Annotated in this window: 18 protein-coding genes and 1 pseudogene; 4 read left to right on the top strand and 15 right to left on the bottom strand. The window is 53.7% G+C overall.

Annotation, left to right across the window (positions count from 1 at the left end; all coding sequences use genetic code 11):
• Positions 1–53: 53 nt before the first annotated feature.
• Genes sdhB through sdhC form a run of 4 tightly spaced genes read right to left on the bottom strand, consistent with a single transcriptional unit; the run spans position 54 to position 3,297 of the window.
• A complete protein-coding gene (gene sdhB, locus JSN25_RS12200; RefSeq protein WP_038638888.1) occupies positions 54–770 on the bottom strand; it encodes a succinate dehydrogenase iron-sulfur subunit SdhB in 717 nt (238 codons plus the stop codon).
• Between the two features lie 15 nt (positions 771–785).
• Positions 786–2,552 (bottom strand): succinate dehydrogenase flavoprotein subunit, encoded by a 1,767-nt coding sequence (gene sdhA / locus JSN25_RS12195; RefSeq protein WP_038638885.1) that lies wholly within the window; start codon positions 2,550–2,552, stop codon positions 786–788.
• Positions 2,552–2,899 (bottom strand): succinate dehydrogenase membrane anchor subunit, encoded by a 348-nt coding sequence (sdhD, locus tag JSN25_RS12190; RefSeq protein ID WP_005122550.1) that lies wholly within the window; start codon positions 2,897–2,899, stop codon positions 2,552–2,554. The genes sdhA and sdhD overlap by 1 nt, the downstream gene beginning before the upstream one ends.
• Positions 2,893–3,297 (bottom strand): succinate dehydrogenase cytochrome b556 subunit, encoded by a 405-nt coding sequence (gene sdhC / locus JSN25_RS12185; RefSeq protein ID WP_042309715.1) that lies wholly within the window; start codon positions 3,295–3,297, stop codon positions 2,893–2,895. Before sdhC ends, sdhD begins: the two co-directional genes overlap by 7 nt.
• A gap of 382 nt (positions 3,298–3,679) precedes the next feature.
• On the opposite strand from sdhC, the pseudogene JSN25_RS12180 reads away from it, so the two are divergent.
• From JSN25_RS12180 to JSN25_RS12170, 3 genes and pseudogenes are all read left to right on the top strand, one after another.
• Positions 3,680–3,790 (top strand): annotated as a pseudogene (locus tag JSN25_RS12180) (hypothetical protein).
• Between the two features lie 203 nt (positions 3,791–3,993).
• Complete coding sequence (locus JSN25_RS12175) at positions 3,994–5,277, top strand: citrate synthase (protein WP_006685463.1); 1,284 nt, start codon at positions 3,994–3,996, stop codon at positions 5,275–5,277.
• A 174-nt stretch (positions 5,278–5,451) separates the two neighbouring features.
• Positions 5,452–6,498: an AbrB family transcriptional regulator gene (locus tag JSN25_RS12170; protein WP_137351016.1), complete on the top strand. Its 1,047-nt coding sequence runs from the start codon at positions 5,452–5,454 to the stop codon at positions 6,496–6,498.
• On the opposite strand, the gene nei is transcribed toward JSN25_RS12170, so the two are convergent.
• Genes nei through ybgI form a run of 8 tightly spaced genes read right to left on the bottom strand, consistent with a single transcriptional unit; the run spans position 6,495 to position 12,787 of the window.
• A complete protein-coding gene (nei, locus tag JSN25_RS12165) occupies positions 6,495–7,286 on the bottom strand; it encodes an endonuclease VIII (protein ID WP_038638879.1) in 792 nt (263 codons plus the stop codon). The two genes, JSN25_RS12170 and nei, sit on opposite strands and share 4 nt — an antisense overlap.
• A 14-nt stretch (positions 7,287–7,300) precedes the next feature.
• Positions 7,301–7,945 carry a pyroglutamyl-peptidase I gene (gene pcp / locus JSN25_RS12160; protein WP_038638875.1) on the bottom strand — a complete coding sequence of 215 codons (645 nt, stop codon included), beginning with the start codon at positions 7,943–7,945 and terminating at the stop codon, positions 7,301–7,303.
• Positions 7,946–7,954: 9 nt separating this feature from the next.
• A complete protein-coding gene (locus JSN25_RS12155; protein ID WP_038638872.1) occupies positions 7,955–8,950 on the bottom strand; it encodes a DUF979 domain-containing protein in 996 nt (331 codons plus the stop codon).
• Positions 8,947–9,669 (bottom strand): DUF969 domain-containing protein, encoded by a 723-nt coding sequence (locus JSN25_RS12150; RefSeq protein WP_003831395.1) that lies wholly within the window; start codon positions 9,667–9,669, stop codon positions 8,947–8,949. Before JSN25_RS12150 ends, JSN25_RS12155 begins: the two co-directional genes overlap by 4 nt.
• Before the next feature lie 52 nt (positions 9,670–9,721).
• Positions 9,722–10,456, bottom strand: a complete 735-nt coding sequence (pxpA, locus tag JSN25_RS12145) for a 5-oxoprolinase subunit PxpA (protein WP_085047496.1) — start codon at positions 10,454–10,456, stop codon at positions 9,722–9,724.
• The gene (gene pxpC / locus JSN25_RS12140; protein ID WP_038638865.1) at positions 10,446–11,378 is read right to left on the bottom strand and encodes a 5-oxoprolinase subunit PxpC; all 933 of its coding nucleotides are present in this window, start codon (positions 11,376–11,378) and stop codon (positions 10,446–10,448) included. The genes pxpA and pxpC overlap by 11 nt, the downstream gene beginning before the upstream one ends.
• The gene (gene pxpB, locus JSN25_RS12135; RefSeq protein WP_038638862.1) at positions 11,372–12,028 is read right to left on the bottom strand and encodes a 5-oxoprolinase subunit PxpB; all 657 of its coding nucleotides are present in this window, start codon (positions 12,026–12,028) and stop codon (positions 11,372–11,374) included. Before pxpB ends, pxpC begins: the two co-directional genes overlap by 7 nt.
• A 15-nt stretch (positions 12,029–12,043) precedes the next feature.
• Positions 12,044–12,787, bottom strand: coding sequence for a radiation resistance protein YbgI (ybgI, locus tag JSN25_RS12130; RefSeq protein WP_016152273.1), 744 nt, complete (start codon positions 12,785–12,787; stop codon positions 12,044–12,046).
• Between the two features lie 289 nt (positions 12,788–13,076).
• On the opposite strand from ybgI, the gene dtpD reads away from it, so the two are divergent.
• On the top strand, positions 13,077–14,558 hold the full coding sequence (gene dtpD, locus JSN25_RS12125; protein WP_085047498.1) for a dipeptide permease DtpD: 1,482 nt from the start codon (positions 13,077–13,079) through the stop codon (positions 14,556–14,558).
• Positions 14,559–14,608: 50 nt separating this feature from the next.
• On the opposite strand, the gene JSN25_RS12120 is transcribed toward dtpD, so the two are convergent.
• The 3 genes from JSN25_RS12120 to JSN25_RS12110 form a co-directional block, all read right to left on the bottom strand.
• A complete protein-coding gene (locus JSN25_RS12120) occupies positions 14,609–15,547 on the bottom strand; it encodes an Rpn family recombination-promoting nuclease/putative transposase (RefSeq protein WP_204524968.1) in 939 nt (312 codons plus the stop codon).
• Between the two features lie 161 nt (positions 15,548–15,708).
• Positions 15,709–17,127, bottom strand: coding sequence for a deoxyribodipyrimidine photo-lyase (gene phrB / locus JSN25_RS12115; protein WP_204524967.1), 1,419 nt, complete (start codon positions 17,125–17,127; stop codon positions 15,709–15,711).
• A 20-nt stretch (positions 17,128–17,147) separates the two neighbouring features.
• A partial coding sequence (locus tag JSN25_RS12110) for a DUF1722 domain-containing protein (RefSeq protein ID WP_204524966.1) occupies positions 17,148–17,354 on the bottom strand: 207 nt, incomplete at its 5' end.

Here is a 17,354-nt window from a genome sequence, read left to right as displayed (position 1 = left end):
ACCTGTAGGCCGGATAAGACGGTACGTCGCCATCCGGCAACCACTACAACAACTTACGCACTACGCTTGAGCAGCATCGACTTAATATGGCCGATGGCGCGCGTAGGGTTTAGCCCCTTAGGACATACGCTGACGCAGTTCATGATGCTGTGACAGCGGAATACGCTGAAAGCATCACTTAAACCTTCCAGGCGGCTGTCAGTCTCGGTATCGCGGCTGTCAATCAGGAAGCGATACGCGGCCAGCAGACCTGCCGGACCGATGAACTTGTCCGGATTCCACCAGAATGATGGGCAGGACGTTGAGCAGCATGCACACAAAATACATTCATACAGCCCATCGAGCTTCTCACGCTGCTCTGGCATTTGTAAATGCTCACGAGCCGGTGGATTTTTCCCATTATTCAACAAGTAAGGCTTAATCTTCTCATACTGTGCGTAGAATTGTCCCATGTCTACCACCAAATCGCGCACAACCGGTAAACCCGGCAGCGGGCGAATGACAATCTTCTTGCCCGGCTGATTCAGCGCAGAAACAGGTGTGATACAGGCCAGTCCATTTTTGCCGTTCATGTTCAGACCGTCAGAGCCGCAGACCCCTTCACGGCAGGAACGACGAAACGACAGCGACGGATCTTTTTCTTTCAGCTGCATTAACGCATCCAGCAGCATCATGTCGCGCCCTTCTTCCGCCTCCAGGGTGTAATCCTGCATACGCGGAGCATCGTCAACATCCGGGTTATAGCGATAAACTGAAAACTCGAGTTTCATTGTCCTGTCTCCGCATTAATAAGTACGAATCTTCGGCGGGAATGCCGGGCGCAGCTTCGGTTCCATATTGACTTGACGTCGCGTCATGGTTTCCGACTCTGGCAGATACAGGGAATGGCACAGCCAGTTTTCATCATCACGTTCCGGGAAGTCGAAGCGGCTATGCGCGCCACGGCTTTCGGTACGGAAGTTTGCAGAGACTGCGGTGGCGTAAGCGGTTTCCATCAGGTTATCCAGCTCCAGACACTCAACACGCTGGGTGTTAAATTCACTGGAGGTATCATCCAGACGGGCGTTTTTCAGACGCTCACGAATCGCTTTCAGCTCTTCCAGTCCTTTCGCCATCGCATCGCCTTCGCGGAATACCGAGAAGTTATGCTGCATACATTCCTGCAGCGCTTTGCGAATGGCCACTGGATCTTCGCCGTTACGGTTGCCGTTCCAGCGATTCAGACGGGCCAGAGAAGCATCGATCTCGTCTTCCGTCGCATCCAGCAGGTCGCCCTGTTCCGCGATAGATTCCTGCAGATGCAGACCTACCGCACGACCAAAGACCACCAGATCCAGCAGCGAGTTGCCGCCCAGACGGTTGGCGCCGTGAACCGATACGCAGGCGATTTCGCCTACCGCAAACAGCCCCGGAATCACCACATCTTCGCCCTGCTCGTTTACGGTCAACGCCTGACCGGTTACTTTGGTCGGGATACCGCCCATCATATAGTGACAGGTAGGAATTACCGGGATCGGCTCTTTCACCGGGTCAACGTGGGCAAACGTACGAGACAGTTCGAGAATACCCGGCAGCCGGGACTCCAGCACTTCTTTACCCAGATGATCGAGTTTCAGCTTGGCGTGCGGACCCCACGGGCCATCACAGCCGCGGCCTTCACGGATTTCGATCATGATGGAACGCGCCACCACGTCACGACCCGCCAGATCTTTCGCATTCGGGGCATAACGCTCCATGAAGCGCTCGCCGTGTTTGTTCAGCAGATAGCCGCCTTCACCGCGGCAGCCTTCTGTGACCAGCACGCCCGCGCCGGCGATACCGGTGGGGTGGAACTGCCACATCTCCATATCCTGCACCGGCACGCCAGCGCGGATAGCCATACCGACGCCGTCACCGGTATTGATGTGGGCGTTAGTAGTGGATTGATAAATACGGCCTGCGCCGCCGGTGGCCAGTACGGTTGCGCGGGCTTTAAAGTAAACCACTTCACCGGTTTCGATACACAGTGCGGTACAACCGACAATCGCGCCGTCAGCGTTCTTTACCAGGTCCAACGCATACCACTCAGAAAAGATGGTGGTGTGGTTTTTCAGGTTCTGCTGATACAGGGTATGCAGTAGCGCGTGGCCGGTACGGTCTGCCGCTGCGGCGGTACGAGCCGCCTGCTCGCCGCCGAAGTTTTTCGACTGACCGCCAAACGGACGTTGATAAATGGTGCCATTATCGAGACGAGAGAACGGCAGGCCCATATGGTCCAGCTCCAGAATCGCTTCCGGGCCGGTTTTACACATATATTCAATTGCGTCCTGATCGCCAATGTAGTCCGACCCTTTGACGGTGTCGTACATGTGCCATTCCCAGTTATCTTCATGGGTATTACCGAGCGCCACGGTGATGCCACCCTGCGCGGATACGGTATGGGAACGGGTTGGAAATACTTTGGAGAGCAGCGCACAGGTCTGTCCGCTCTGGGAAATTTGCAGCGCCGCGCGCATACCTGCGCCACCGGCACCAATCACAACAGCATCAAATTCTCTGACTGGCAGTTTCATTACACACCCCACACCACAACAAATCCATAAATGACGTAAACCACCAGCGCAACGACGATAGCCAGTTGCAGAATCAGGCGTACAGCCAGCGGTTTAACGTAGTCGGTCAACACCTGCCACATGCCAATCCAGGCATGAATCAAGATGGAAAAAAGCGCCAGCAGGGTGAAGACTTTGGTGAATGCCGATGAGAAGAAACCGGTCCAGACTTCAAAGGTCAACTCGCCGCTGGTGGCGAAGAAGCCGACCATATAGATGATGTATAACGTCAGAACGATAGCGGTAGCACGGACCAGAATGAAGTCATGTACGCCGTTGCGTCCTAATGCGGAGGCGTTGCTTACCATACGAGGACTCCTGCGAGAAGTGAAAGCACGACAATGATAACGAAACAAATTTTGGCGGAGCGTGTCCCTGCTTCGAGGGTTTCTTCGATATAGCCAAAATCCATCAACAGATGGCGAATGCCCATTACGGCGTGATAGGCCAGCGCAATCAGGATCCCCCACATGATTAACTCCACAAAGAAGTTATTCATAATGGATGACGCCGTGAGGAAACCTTCAGGGGAGGAAAGGCTGGTACCCAATAACCACAACAGAATCCCGACCGCCACGAAGGTGATCACTCCGGAAACGCGATGGAGAATGGACGCTATCGCCGTGATTGGGAACCGGATCGTTTGCAGATCCAGATTGACAGGTCTTTGTTTTTTCACATTTCTTATCATGAATAACGCCCACATGCTGTTCTTATTATTCCCTTTGGACTTCGGGCACAGAAGATAAGACTTCTGTAGTCTGAAAGACGCCGGGATTTCCTTCCTCCGGTCTGCTTGCGGGTCAGACAGCGTCCTTACTATAACTACGCGTCATATAAAACACTGCTTCCAGTTGCTAAAACGACACGTTACAACGCTGGTTGGCTCGGGATTGCAGGGTATTCCGGAGACCTGGCGGCAGTATAGGACGTTCACAAAATCATTACAATTAACCTACATATAGTTTGTCGGGTTTTATCCCGAACAGTGACATAGGTCACGATAACAACATTATTTTAATTTTTAATCATCTGATTTGACAATCATTAAACAAAGTTGTTACAAACGACACCAGAAAAAGCATATAATGCGTAAAAGTTATGGGGTCACTCTTTCACCGGAGATTTAGTTATGTAACAGTGTGGAAGTATTGACCAATACCTTCAGGACAGTTATTAGTGATAGACAGGTTAAATAATTCGGATTGCTAAGTTGTTGATTTGTTACTATTTCACCATGAGTTAACTGATTTACCTGCAAGCGCCCATTGCTCTGTACCCTGGTTTTCGCCTCTATCGCAGAGCGGCGAGCCGAATAAAAAACTGGTAACGGTTGATTGATGTATCGAAAACAAGTCTGACTTCCGCAGTCTTAAGTAATAAGGCGTTAAGGAGACCGTAAATGGCTGATACTAAAGCAAAAATCACTCTAAATGGTGACGCTGCTATTGAACTGGATGTGCTGAAAGGTACGCTCGGTCAAGATGTTATTGATATTCGTAGCCTTGGCTCAAAGGGGATGTTTACTTTTGACCCAGGTTTCACCTCTACCGCATCCTGCGAATCCAAAATTACGTTCATCGATGGTGATGAAGGCATTTTGCTGCATCGCGGCTTCCCGATTGACCAGTTGGCGACCGAGTCCAACTATCTGGAAGTGTGTTATATCCTGCTGTACGGCGAAAAACCGACGCAGGAGGAGTACGACGAGTTCAAAACCACGGTCACTCGCCATACCATGATTCACGAGCAGATCACGCGTCTGTTCCACGGTTTCCGCCGCGACTCTCACCCGATGGCCGTTATGTGCGGTGTCACCGGGGCGCTGGCTGCGTTCTATCACGATTCGCTGGACGTAAATAATGCGCGTCACCGTGAAATCGCCGCTTTCCGTCTGCTGTCCAAAATGCCGACCATGGCAGCGATGTGTTACAAATACTCCATCGGCCAGCCGTTCGTTTACCCGCGCAATGATCTCTCCTACGCCGGTAACTTCCTGAACATGATGTTCTCCACGCCGTGCGAAAAATACGAAGTTAATCCAATCCTGGAACGCGCCATGGACCGTATCCTGATCCTGCACGCTGACCACGAACAGAACGCCTCGACCTCTACCGTACGTACCGCAGGTTCTTCTGGCGCGAACCCGTTTGCCTGCATCGCGGCTGGTATTGCTTCCCTGTGGGGACCGGCACACGGCGGCGCCAACGAAGCTGCGCTGAAAATGCTGGAAGAAATCAGCTCAGTTAAACACATTCCGGAATTTGTTCGCCGCGCGAAAGACAAGAATGATTCTTTCCGCCTGATGGGCTTTGGTCACCGTGTTTACAAAAACTATGACCCGCGCGCCACCGTGATGCGTGAAACCTGCCATGAAGTGCTGAAAGAGCTGGGCACCAAAGATGATCTGCTGGAAGTGGCAATGGAGCTTGAGCACATTGCGCTCAACGACCCGTACTTCATCGAGAAGAAACTCTACCCGAACGTCGACTTCTACTCTGGCATCATTCTGAAAGCGATGGGCATTCCGTCCTCCATGTTCACTGTGATCTTCGCCATGGCGCGTACCGTTGGCTGGATTGCACACTGGAACGAAATGCACACCGACGGCATGAAAATCGCCCGTCCTCGTCAGCTGTATACCGGCTACGACAAGCGCGACTTTAAGTCTGATATTAAGCGTTAATTGTCTGCCGGATAGCGCTCTCGCCTGTCCGGCCTACTCCCTTGAATCTTCCAGGCCGGACAGGGTGTTAATGCCGCTGTCCGGTCTGTTTATTCTTGAGCCACATTATTTTATTCTCATCACGTTTTCTCTATGATTTACTGAGATCTTCCTCATTTCACTCAGGAGCATGGGATGCCTGTTTTGCAGTGGAGCCTGCTATTTCTGCTATCACTCCTTCTTTCCCTGTTCTTTCTGTTGATACATCTTCCAGGCGCATTGCTGCTCGGCTCGATGATTGTCGGTATCATTTTCAGTATGCGCGGGATCTCCCTGCACCCTCCCCGCTGCACATTTCTTGCCGCTCAGGCCATTCTCGGCTGCATGATTGCGCAAAACCTCACTGGATCCATTTTAACGACACTTGCGGCACACTGGCCGATGGTGATTGTCATCCTGCTGGCAACCCTGATTAGCAGCGCGGTGATCGGGTGGCTGCTGGTTCGTTACAGCAATCTACCGGGGAACACCGGCGCGTGGGGGTCATCACCTGGCGGGGCAGCCGCGATGGTTGCGATGGCGCAGGATTATGGCGCTGACATCCGCCTGGTGGCGTTTATGCAGTATTTGCGCGTACTGTTGGTGGTCGGCGCTGCCGCGCTGGTCACCCGATTTGTCATGGGCGAACAGGCACAAACGGTCGGCCAGCAAATCGTCTGGTTTCCACCGCTGAGTCTTAATCTGTTAAGTACCATACTGCTGGCCGCAGTTGCTGGTGTGGCCGGGCGCTTACTGCGTATCCCCTCCGGCGTGATGTTACTGCCCATGCTGGCGGGCGCATTGCTAAACGCAGGCGGTATAATGGTCATTGAACTGCCGGAATGGTTACTGGCGATAGCGTATATGGCGATTGGCTGGCAAATCGGTCTTGGCTTTGACAAACAGATTTTTTTAATGGCGCTGCGGCCACTGCCGCAAATATTGTTGTCCATTTTTTCACTGATGGCGATTTGTGCCGCGATGGCCTGGGGGCTGGCGCATTATATGCAAATCGACTTTCTCACCGCCTATCTGGCGACCAGCCCTGGCGGAGTGGATTCCGTCGCGGTAATTGCCGCTGGCAGCCACGCAGATATAGCGCTAATCATGGCGATGCAAACCCTGCGGCTGTTCAGTATTTTATTGACCGGTCCGGCGGTGGCGCGTTTTATTTCAGCGCATGCGCCAAGACAGTCCACCTAATGCTGGCAGCCCGGACACCAGTAAAAGGGTCGCGAGGAAAGAGTCGTTTTCTCGATGATGCCGCCACAGCGCTCACAGGCTTCGCCATCCCGATGAAAGACCTTAAAGCGAAACAGCGCGCCGTGGTGCTTATTGTCATCGACCTGGCCGCGAGTGTTATACGACAGGCGAGGAATATCAAGTAGCGCTTGCGCCAGCGCATCCAACTGTTCATCGCTAAGCTGTGACGCTTTATGCTGACCGGTCAACCCCACCTGCCAGAGAATTTCTACCCGCAGATAGTTACCTAATCCCGCCAGAAATGCCTGATCCAACAGCAGACCGGAAAACTGGCGATTGCGAAAACGGGATGACAGCAGACGCGTTTTTACCTCTGCGGCCGTTAAACGCAAATCCAGCACGTCCGGTCCAACCCGTTGCAGAAATGGATGGGTGGTGAGCTGCTCTGGCGTCAGCATTTCGATGTCAGACGCGCTATACAGCAGGATAGTTTTATCCTCGGTTTGCAGCCTGACGCGCAGCACCCGCGTGGTTTGCGGAATGTTGCCGGTATCGACCACTCGCCACACGCCGTAAAGCTGATTGTGGCTATACAGCGTCAGGCCATTGGAAAAATGGGTCAGCAAGGCTTTACCCCGCGTTTCAAGCTGGGTAACACTCTGCCCGATGAGTTGGGATTGATACGGTTTTAACTGCTCAAAGGCAAACCAGACATCCGTCAGGGGTTTACCTTTGACTGCCGCCTCCAGGGTATCCGCCGCGCGGCGGATCTCCGGGCCTTCAGGCATAATACTGTCCTTTGTTAATGTGTTGCGCCGCCTGTTACCGCGATATCGCTTTCCAACTGCAATGCGGTGGCAATCGCGACCTCCAGTGCCCGACGTACTGTTTCCGCCGCCATACTTGGCGCACCGGGGTGCTGCGCGGCCTGTTGTGGCAGATAAGGAATATGAATAAAACCGCCCTTCACTGCCGGCACGTCGCGTAATTTATGCAGCAGGCCATACATCACGTGGTTACACACGAAGGTACCCGCCGTCTGAGAAACCGAGGCCGGAATTCCCGCGTTGCGCATGGCGACAACCATCGCTTTGATCGGCAATGTGCTGAACCACGCCGCAGGGCCATCGGCCACAATCGGTACATCAATCGGCTGTTGCCCCTGATTATCCGCAATACGCGCATCGTCAACATTGATCGCCACGCGCTCCACGGTGATATCCGTTCTGCCACCCGCCTGCCCCACCGCCAGCACCAGCGATGGCGACAATGCGTCAATCGCGGCATTGAGTACGGAGAGAGACTCGCCAAAGACGCACGGCAACTGGCGAGCAACGACACGGCATCCATCGATGATAGCATTGTCGAGACCCGAGACCACTTCCCAGGAAGGGTTAACTGACTCGCCGCCAAAGGGTTCAAATCCCGTGATGAGTACTGTTTTCATCCTTCCTCCTTACAGGAACATCAGGAAATACATCAGGAAAACGTTAACCAACAGCAACAGTATGCCGGTTGGCACCTGTGCTTTAATCACCGCGTTTTTGTCTGGTAGCTCCAGCAGCGCCGCAGGCACAATATTGAAGTTCGCCGCCATTGGCGTCATCAATGTTCCGCAATAGCCGGAGAACATGCCAATCGCCGCCATCACCGCCGGGTTACCACCGTGTTGCAAGACCAGGATCGGAATACCGATTCCCGCGGTCACGATCGGGAATGCGGCAAACGCATTGCCCATCACCATCGTCAACAAGGCCATACCAATGGTGTACACCGCCACCGCGATAAAACGGCTATCCACCGCCAGATATTCCTGGGTCAGATATGAAATGCCGCTGCCGACGCCCGCCGCAGTGAACAACAGTCCGAGTGTGGCCAGGATCTGCGGCAGGATGAATGCCCACCCGATGGAGTCCAGCAGTCGGCGTGCCTCCTGAATCGGCTGATGCACCCGCTCATGGGTCATTTTTATCGCCATCGCCAGACCAATCAACGAACCTGCGGTCATCGAAAAGAGCGTCACCAGCGTGGCATGATTACCCGGCCCAAACAGCGCATCCTGTAAACCCGGAATATGGTTGAACATCAGCACGCCGATAACGGTTACCACCGGGATCGCCAGCGCCGGAAAAAACAGGCGATTACCCAGACGACTGGCGCTCTCTTCGCGCTGTTGCTGCGTTCGTTGATGGTAGCTTCCCAGCTTTACGCCGCCGAAACCGGCGATCAGGGCCAGTATGACCACCGCGACGCCGACGGCAATATGCACCGCGCGTTTATCGCCAAACAGCGAGTATGTCCAGTCGCCAAGCAGAAAGAGAACGCCGTACAGGCCCCAAAACAGACCGGTGGTTAAGCGACGCGGGTTAGCCTTATCCCGCCAGGACATCAGCGCCACAATCAGTAATACCGCGCCTGCCAGCCAGTAGAGATAGCTTTGCTGAAAATTCATTTCGCTTCCCCTTTCGCTGCGGCATTCGCTTTCGCCACTTCACGCTGCAAATAGCTATCCAGCCGCCACAGACGCGTGCCGTGGATCAGGAAGGCGCAAATTGCCGTCGGGATCCCCCACAGGGCGATATGCAGCGGTTCGGTCTGGATCCCGCCCGATTCCAGCATAAAATTGTGCATGAATATGATGGCACCGAAGGCAACAAAGATATCTTCACCGAAAAACAGCCCAACGTTATCAGTCGCGGCAGACATGGCGCGCAGACGATAACGAACCGCGCCCGGTATCTCACCGTGGTTTTTCTCGGCGGCCCCTTCCGCCATTGGCGCCAGCAGCGGACGCACCATCTGCGGATGTCCCCCCAGGCTGGTCAGCCCTAAGGCGGCGGTCGCCTCACGAATAAACAGATAGACAATGAGCAGACGGCCGCTGGTGGCGCTGCGGATTTTGGCAATCCACGCCTGAGCGCGCTCTTTCAGTCCGTGACGCTCCAGCAGACCAATAACCGCCAGGGGGATCAGCAGGATAAACGGCAGGTTGCGGGTGTTGAGAAATCCCTCACCCAGCTTTTCCAGAATGGTAGCGATTGGCATATGCGCCGCCAGTCCGGTGACGATCCCGGCAATAATGACCACCAATACCGGGTTAAAACGTAAAAGAAATCCGACCACAATGACGGCGATACCCGTCAATGGCCAGAGAGAAATGACCTCTCCCATAATTAAATCCCTTATGTTGTTGTGTAATATATTATTGTTTTTTATGAAAAAATTATGCGCTAATTTGAATATTGCATGCTTCGAATGCGCTGCGCAAGCGACGGGCAAAAGCGAGTGCGTGCTCGCCATCCCCATGAATGCATACCGTTTGGGCTATCACGTTCGCCCATGTTCCGCTCTGGCTTTTTACTCTACCGGATTGCACCATTTCTAGCGTTTGCGCCAGCGCCTGCTCTTCATCCTCAATCAATGCACCAGGCTGGCTACGCGGAACCAGACTGCCGTCAGCCTGATAACCCCGATCGGCAAAAACCTCCTGACGCGTCACCAGGCCATAATGTTCCCCGGCGCGAATCAGTTCGCTTCCCGCCAGCCCCACCAGAACCAGCGAAGGATCGCAGGCATGCACCGCTTTCGCAATCGCATCCGCCAACTGTGGATCTTTTGCCGCCTGGTTATAAAGCATACCGTGGGGTTTCACATGGCGCATCACGCCGCCTTCCGCGCGCGTAATGGCTGCCAGCGCGCCAATTTGATACAGCGTCTGCGCATAAACCGTTTCCACAGGCAGAGTCATGGCGCTACGGCCAAAATTCTCCCGATCCGGAAAGCTCGGATGTGCGCCTACCGCCACGCCATTTTTTAGCGCTTCACGCACGCTTAAAAGCATGGTTTGCGCATCACCGGCGTGAAATCCACAGGCGATATTAGCTGACGACACCAGTTGCAGCAGCGATGCATCGTTAGCACAGCCCTCACCGAGGTCTGCGTTGAGATCAATTTTCATTATTAAGTCGCCATGTTAACTGTTGCAGGTAACGCTGCTGATCGTGGCGCGCCTTAAGCGCTTCCTCCAGCGAACACTGCACAAAATGAATCGGCTGACCGAGCGGGATCTGCGCCAGATGGTACATATCCGCTTCGATGATACAGGCGATGCGCGGATAGCCGCCCGTCGTCTGGGCATCGTTCATCAGCACGATCGGTTGACCATTATGCGGAACCTGCACCACGCCGGGGAGTAAGCCATGCGACAGCAACTCGCGATCGGTCATACGCGTCAACGGCTGCCCCTGCAGGCGATAGCCCATCCGGTTGCTTTGCGGGCTAAGCTGCCACGGCGAACGCCAGAAAGACGCCTGCGAGACCTCGTCAAATTCCTGGTATTCAGGCCCGGGCAGCGCACGAATGTGGTTTCCCCACATCAGCTGTTTTACCCCCTGAGGTCCGCTGAATTGCCGGGTAGATGCCCCAATCGCCAGCCGATCGCCATCACGCAGCAGACGCCCCTCCAGCCCGCCAATGCCGACTTTAAGATCGGTGCTGCGCGAGCCCATGACTTCGGGAACATCAAATCCGCCCGCAACCGCCAGATAACTACGCATACCATGATGTGGACGTTTTAGCGTCAGTCGCTGTCCCGCTTTCACCGGCAGTCGCCACCCACTCCACACAGGAGCGCGATCCAGATGCGCTTCGCATCCGGCGCCGGTCAGGGCAAACCAACCATCAGCTTCAAATTCGACTACCAGTTGCCCCAGCGTGATTTCCAGCGCAGCGGCATTCGCATCATTTCCCACCAGCAGGTTAGCAACGTTTAACGCCGGTTTATCCAGCGCGCCGCAGTGGCTGATGCCGGATTGACGAAAATTGTGGCGTCCGCCGTCCTGGACCGAGGTGTACATGCCCGCACGAATGATGTTTAACATACCCCCTCCTTCTGCGGAACAAAACGCACGGTATCCCCAGCGCGCAACAGGATCGGCTCTTCTCGTTTTGGATCAAATAACGACACGGAGGTACGCCCAATCAATTGCCATCCGCCAGGCGTGGCAAGCGGATAGACCCCCGTTTGCGATCCACCAATACCTACAGAACCTGCCGGAACAAGCAGACGTGGTTCTGACCGTCTGGGGGTATGGAGTGGTTCAGGTAAGCTCCCCAGATAGGGGAACCCTGGCTGAAAACCAATAAACCACACCACATAGTCGACTGACGCATGAAGTTCAACAACCTGCTTGTCGCTTAATCCACTGTGCCGGGCGACCTCTGCCAGATCGGGGCCAAACTCACCGCCATAAGTCACGGGAATTTCAATAAAACGCGAATCCGGTTCCAGCGCTTCGCTCTCTTCCCACCAGCGCTGCAGGCGTTCAATCGCATCCAGCGCCAGCGTTTGTGGGTCACGCAAGATCACCGTGATATTGTTCATTCCTGGAATCGCTTCACGTACATTCGGTGCATCAACCAGACGCTGGGCCAGACGCCAGATACGTTTTTGAGTTGCCAGCGTAATGGGCGGTTCCAGTTCCAGAACTACCGCAGTCTCACCTAACAGATAACAACGCGCTCGCTGCACTTTGGTCCCTCTTTATTACGCTGGGTTAGGAATATCAATAAAAGTGACATCCAGATCGGTATTTTCATTCAGCCATTCGCTTAATGCGCGAATCCCGCCGCGTTCGGTCGCATGGTGACCGGCAGCATAAAAATGCAGCCCCTGTTCGCGGGCAGAGTGAATGGTTTGCTCTGAGACTTCACCGGTGATAAAGGCATCGACGCCAAACCGGGCTGCGCTATCAATGAAGCTTTGACCGCCCCCCGTACACCACGCGACGCGTTGCACCTTTTCCGGCCCGGTATCACCGCACCATAACGGTTTACGGCCCAGACGCGCTTCAATCCACGACGCCAGCTCTAGCCCCGGAACCGGCATAGAGAGTTCACCCCACGGTACCAGCGGCTCAATTTCCCCCATCACGGTAATCCCCAATAGCGCGGCAAGCTGCGCGTTATTACCCAGTTCCGGATGGGCATCCAGCGGCAGATGCCAGCCATACAGGTTGATATCATTTTCCAACAGCGTTTTCAGACGATGGCGTTTCATGCCGCGAATCACCGGAGATTCGCCTTTCCAGAAATAACCGTGATGAACGATGACCGCATCGGCCTGCAGGCGCACCGCCTCGTCCAGCAGCGCCTGGCTTGCGGTCACGCCGGTCACGATTTTATGCACCGTCTCTTTGCCCTCAACCTGCAAACCGTTCGGCGCATAGTCGCTAATGGCGGCGCTGTTCAGTTTGTCATTGATCAGTTGTTCCAGTTCGGTGTTTTTCATCATCGTCCTCGTTGTCATAAGTTCTGCTTGCCCAATCAGCAACACAGCTTAGGTTAAAATAGCGTCCTCGCCTGCGTTCGTCGATAGTCATTTCACTGACACATTAAGAAACAATCACACCACTGTAGAACGTAATTTGCATACCACCACGCGATCTAATTCATGTATATTTATGCAATCAGACAGCATATTGCAAAAATAATCAGATCTGTATCAAAGTTACAACTTTAAGGAAACACGCCCGCACAGCACATTCAACCTGTTGCGAGACATTTACTTCGAGAAAACAATGAATAAACAAGCATCTCAACCGCGGGCGATTTATTACGTTGTCGCGCTACAAATTTGGGAATATTTCAGTTTTTACGGTATGCGTGCGCTGCTGATTCTGTATCTCACTAACCAGCTTAAGTACGACGATAATCACGCCTACGAACTGTTCAGCGCCTACTGCTCGTTGGTCTACGTCACGCCCATTCTCGGAGGGTATCTGGCAGATAAAGTGCTCGGCAACCGGATGGCGGTGATGATCGGCGCATTTTTGATGGCGGTGGGGCATCTGGTGTTGGGCGCCAGCGAAATGGCCCCGGCATTCCTTTATTTATCGCTAGCGATTATCGTCTGTGGCTACGGTCTGTTTAAATCCAACGTCAGTTGCCTGCTGGGTGAACTGTATCAGCCTGAAGATCCCCGCCGCGACGGTGGGTTCTCTCTGCTCTACGCCGCCGGCAACATCGGCTCAATCATTGCCCCGATAGCCTGTGGCTATGTGCAGGAAGAGTACAGCTGGGCGATGGGGTTTGCGCTGGCCGCTATCGGCATGCTGGCAGGGCTGGTGATTTTCTTATGTGGTAATCGCCATTTCGCCCATACCACCGGCGTCAATAAGGCCGTCCTGCGCGCGAAAAAATACATGTTGCCGAACTGGGCCTGGTTGTTAGTTCTGCTGGTTGCCGCCCCACTGCTGATTACTGTCTTGTTCTGGAAAGAGTGGTCCGTGTACGCCCTGATCGTTGCTACTGTTATTGGTCTGGCGGTTCTGGCGAAGATTTACCGCCAGGCGCAAACCCAGAAGCAGCGCAAAGAGCTGGGACTCATCGTCACGCTGACCTTCTTTAGCCTGCTGTTCTGGGCCTTTGCTCAACAGGGCGGTAGCTCAATCAGCCTGTATATCGACCGCTTTGTTAATCGCGACATTATGGGGTATTCCGTACCCACCGCGATGTTCCAGTCGGTTAACGCCTTTGCGGTTATGCTGTGCGGTATCGTGCTGGCATGGGTGGTCAAAGAGAGCGCAGGCGGCAATCGCACCGTACGCATCTGGGGCAAATTTGCCCTTGGTCTCGGTTTAATGAGCGCCGGTTTTTGTATTCTGACCTTAAGTGCCCGCTGGTCCGCCGCTTACGGCCACTCTTCCATGCCGCTGATGGTATTGGGGCTGGCGGTCATGGGCTTTGCGGAACTGTTTATCGACCCGGTGGCAATGTCACAAATTACCCGCATTGAGATCCCCGGAGTAACCGGTGTATTAACCGGCATTTATATGCTGCTTTCCGGCGCAATCGCCAACTACCTGGCTGGGGTGATCGCCGACCAGACGTCACAAGGTTCGTTTGACGCTGCCGGCGCCATCAACTATTCCATCAATGCCTATATCGACGTCTTTAGCGAAATTACTTGGGGCGCACTGGCCTGTGTGGTACTGGTGCTGCTGATTTGGCTGTACCAGTCGCTGAAATTCAGAAACCGTGCGTTAGCGGTAGAGTCCTGAGTGTACAGGCCCGATGATGTGATAAGATTCGGGCCTGTTTTTTCAGGTAATTATGCTTGAATTGCTGCGAGTTCCTCTTCAGTAAGACCTGTAACCAGTAGCACCATTGTGCGATCTATACCTTGCTCCAGCATGGTTTGCGCTATACGTAATGCGGCTTCTTGTTTACCCTGCTGTAACCCTTCCTGTAATCCCTGCTGTAATCCCTGCTGTAACCCTTCCTGTAATCCATCTAACCGTAACCGCTCTGCAATAGTCATCAGCCTCTCCTTATGTTGGGGGATCCGTTGCGCTATCTCCTGCATAAATTCATTAAAACGAGATTCGTCGCCAGATTGTAGGATGTAATTAAACATCGCCTGTAATTGCGTGTCATTAGCGCATCCAGTAAGTAGCAGCGTGGCCAGTTGCTCTACCAGCCCCAGCAAATCCCGCTGACGGATATGTTTTTGCATTAATTCCAGCAGCGCCATTCGTCTGTGAGCCATGATCTCATCATCGGGTACCACCGTTATGTCTACCAACGGAAATGCGCTGGAATAAAGCTGTCTTGCCGCCACGGGGTCAGCAAAGGCATCCAGCCAGCACAATGAGTACGGATAGGGGCTTCGGCAGCCATGATAAAAGAGCATCGGTATCACCAGAGGCAGTTCCTTATGCCCTGCGTCCAGATGACGCTGCATCGCCGCCATCGCATAACGCAACAGACGAAAAGCCATATGCGGCTCAGCTGAACTTTGATGCTCTATCACCACATAGACATAACCGTCACCGTTGCGTGTGTGCAAAGACCAGAGCACGTCGGAGTAGCGCGAACGTAAATCCGCTTCAATAAAGCTTTCTGACTCCAGCTTCAGCGAATTCAAATCGCAAAGCATCCGCAGTTCAGCTGGCAGGTGAATGTCGAGAAAATCCCGTGCCGTTTCGGGATGATGTAAAAACGTTTTAAATACCGCGTCGTGCGGTGTGGAGGTTGTTGGCATTGTCATCAAGTTCCATCACCCGAATTAAGATGACGGAACTTTACTGCCAGATAAAAGCATCTGCATCAGGGCATTAACAACCTTGCGCGCACACTTCAGCGCTAAACGCGCCCAACTGCAACAAATTCATTTTGCTGGAAGGCATTACGCAGAAATCCACCCTGCCTTTACCCTTTTCGCGCCGCCTCATATGCCGCCAGCGTAGCCAGTCTGGCGTACTTATGATCGACAATCGGGCGAGGATAGTTGAGCGTCACCTGCGCTTTTTCCGCCCACGACCACGGCTCATGGATGGCTTTACCCGGCACATCGCGCAATTCCGGCAGCCACTGGCGGATAAACTCACCGTCACGGTCAAATTTTTCGCCCTGCGTCGTGGGGTTAAATATGCGGAAATACGGTGCGGCATCGGTTCCGGTGGATGCGGCCCACTGCCAGCCACCGTTATTGGCCGCCAGGTCGCCATCGATCAATTGCGACATGAAATACTGCTCCCCTTTACGCCAGTCGATCAGCAGGTCTTTTACTAAAAAACTGGCCGTAATCATGCGTAAACGATTATGCATCCAGCCCGTGGCGTTGAGCTGACGCATCGCCGCATCCACAATCGGGTAACCCGTTTGACCCGTTTGCCAGGCCTGCAAATGCGTCGGGTTATTCTGCCATTGCACGCGATCGGTCCAGCGGATAAAGGGTTGATACCGACACAGCGCCGGATGATACGTCATCAGATGACGATAAAATTCACGCCAGATAAGCTCGTTCAGCCAGACGCTGCCCGCCCCGCCCTCAAGCGCCTGCGGCTGCTCTGCGAGCAGTCGATTCAGGCATTGGCGCGGCGATAACCCGCCTGTCGCCAGGCTTGCGGATAATCGACTGGTCCCGTCAATCGCGGGAAAATCACGCTGCTGTTCGTATTTTCCCGCAGCCTGCTGGCAAAACTGGCGTAATTGCGCGATGGCCAATTTTTCATCTGCCACAAACCTTTGGGCATCAAAATTTTGCTGCGGATAGCTCAGCGTTATTGATGTTAACGGTGCGTCAAGAGCGCCGCTTTCTCTCATTTTCGGCGCGCTCACACATTCTGGAATACCGTCTTTAATCCGCTTCAGCCATGCATTTTTAAACGGCGTGAACACTTTATACATCTCATGATTGCCGGTCATCACCGCTCCAGGAGGCAGGATCACGCTGTCATCAAACCCTTCGCACACCACCTGGGGTAATGATTTCTCTACGTTTGCATCACGCTGTCGTTCGTTTATTTCATATTGATAGTTATAAAATAATCGACTGACGTCATGCTGCAGGCAGACACGTTTGACGGTGTCCACGCTGGCCGCAAAATCAGCCACTTCATGAAACAGTAAAGGGATGCCTTTTTCTGCCAGCGCCGTTTGTAACGCATTCAACTGCGCGTTGACAAATGCCACCTGACGCGGGGCCATATCGTGGGCCTTCCACTGCCCGGGGGTAGATATATATAACGCCAGCACCTGCGCAGAACGATCCCGACAAGCCGCCGCCAGCGCGAGGTTGTCGTGCAGACGTAAATCACGCCGAAACCAGACCAAATGGGTGGTCATAACACTCCTGAAGAAAAAAATTAACGCCCGTAGCGCAAACGCAGAGCCTCTGGCCAGGGATTGAAATAGCGCTGCCCGGAGAGATAAGCATCCGGGTATTCCGCCATATAGTGTTTGAGTAATGTTATTGGCGCAAGCAGCGGTTGAGTCGCTCGTCGATAACCGTCAATGAGAGAGGCCAGCTCCTGTCGCTGACGAGAATTTAATTGCGTACGAAAATACCCTTG

Origin of the sequence: Citrobacter cronae (genome assembly GCF_016893685.1) — a bacterium.
Taxonomy (GTDB): Bacteria; Pseudomonadota; Gammaproteobacteria; order Enterobacterales; family Enterobacteriaceae; genus Citrobacter; species Citrobacter werkmanii.
The sequence above is the reverse complement of the archived record's forward strand: the minus strand, read 5'-3'. Positions and strand labels throughout refer to the sequence as shown.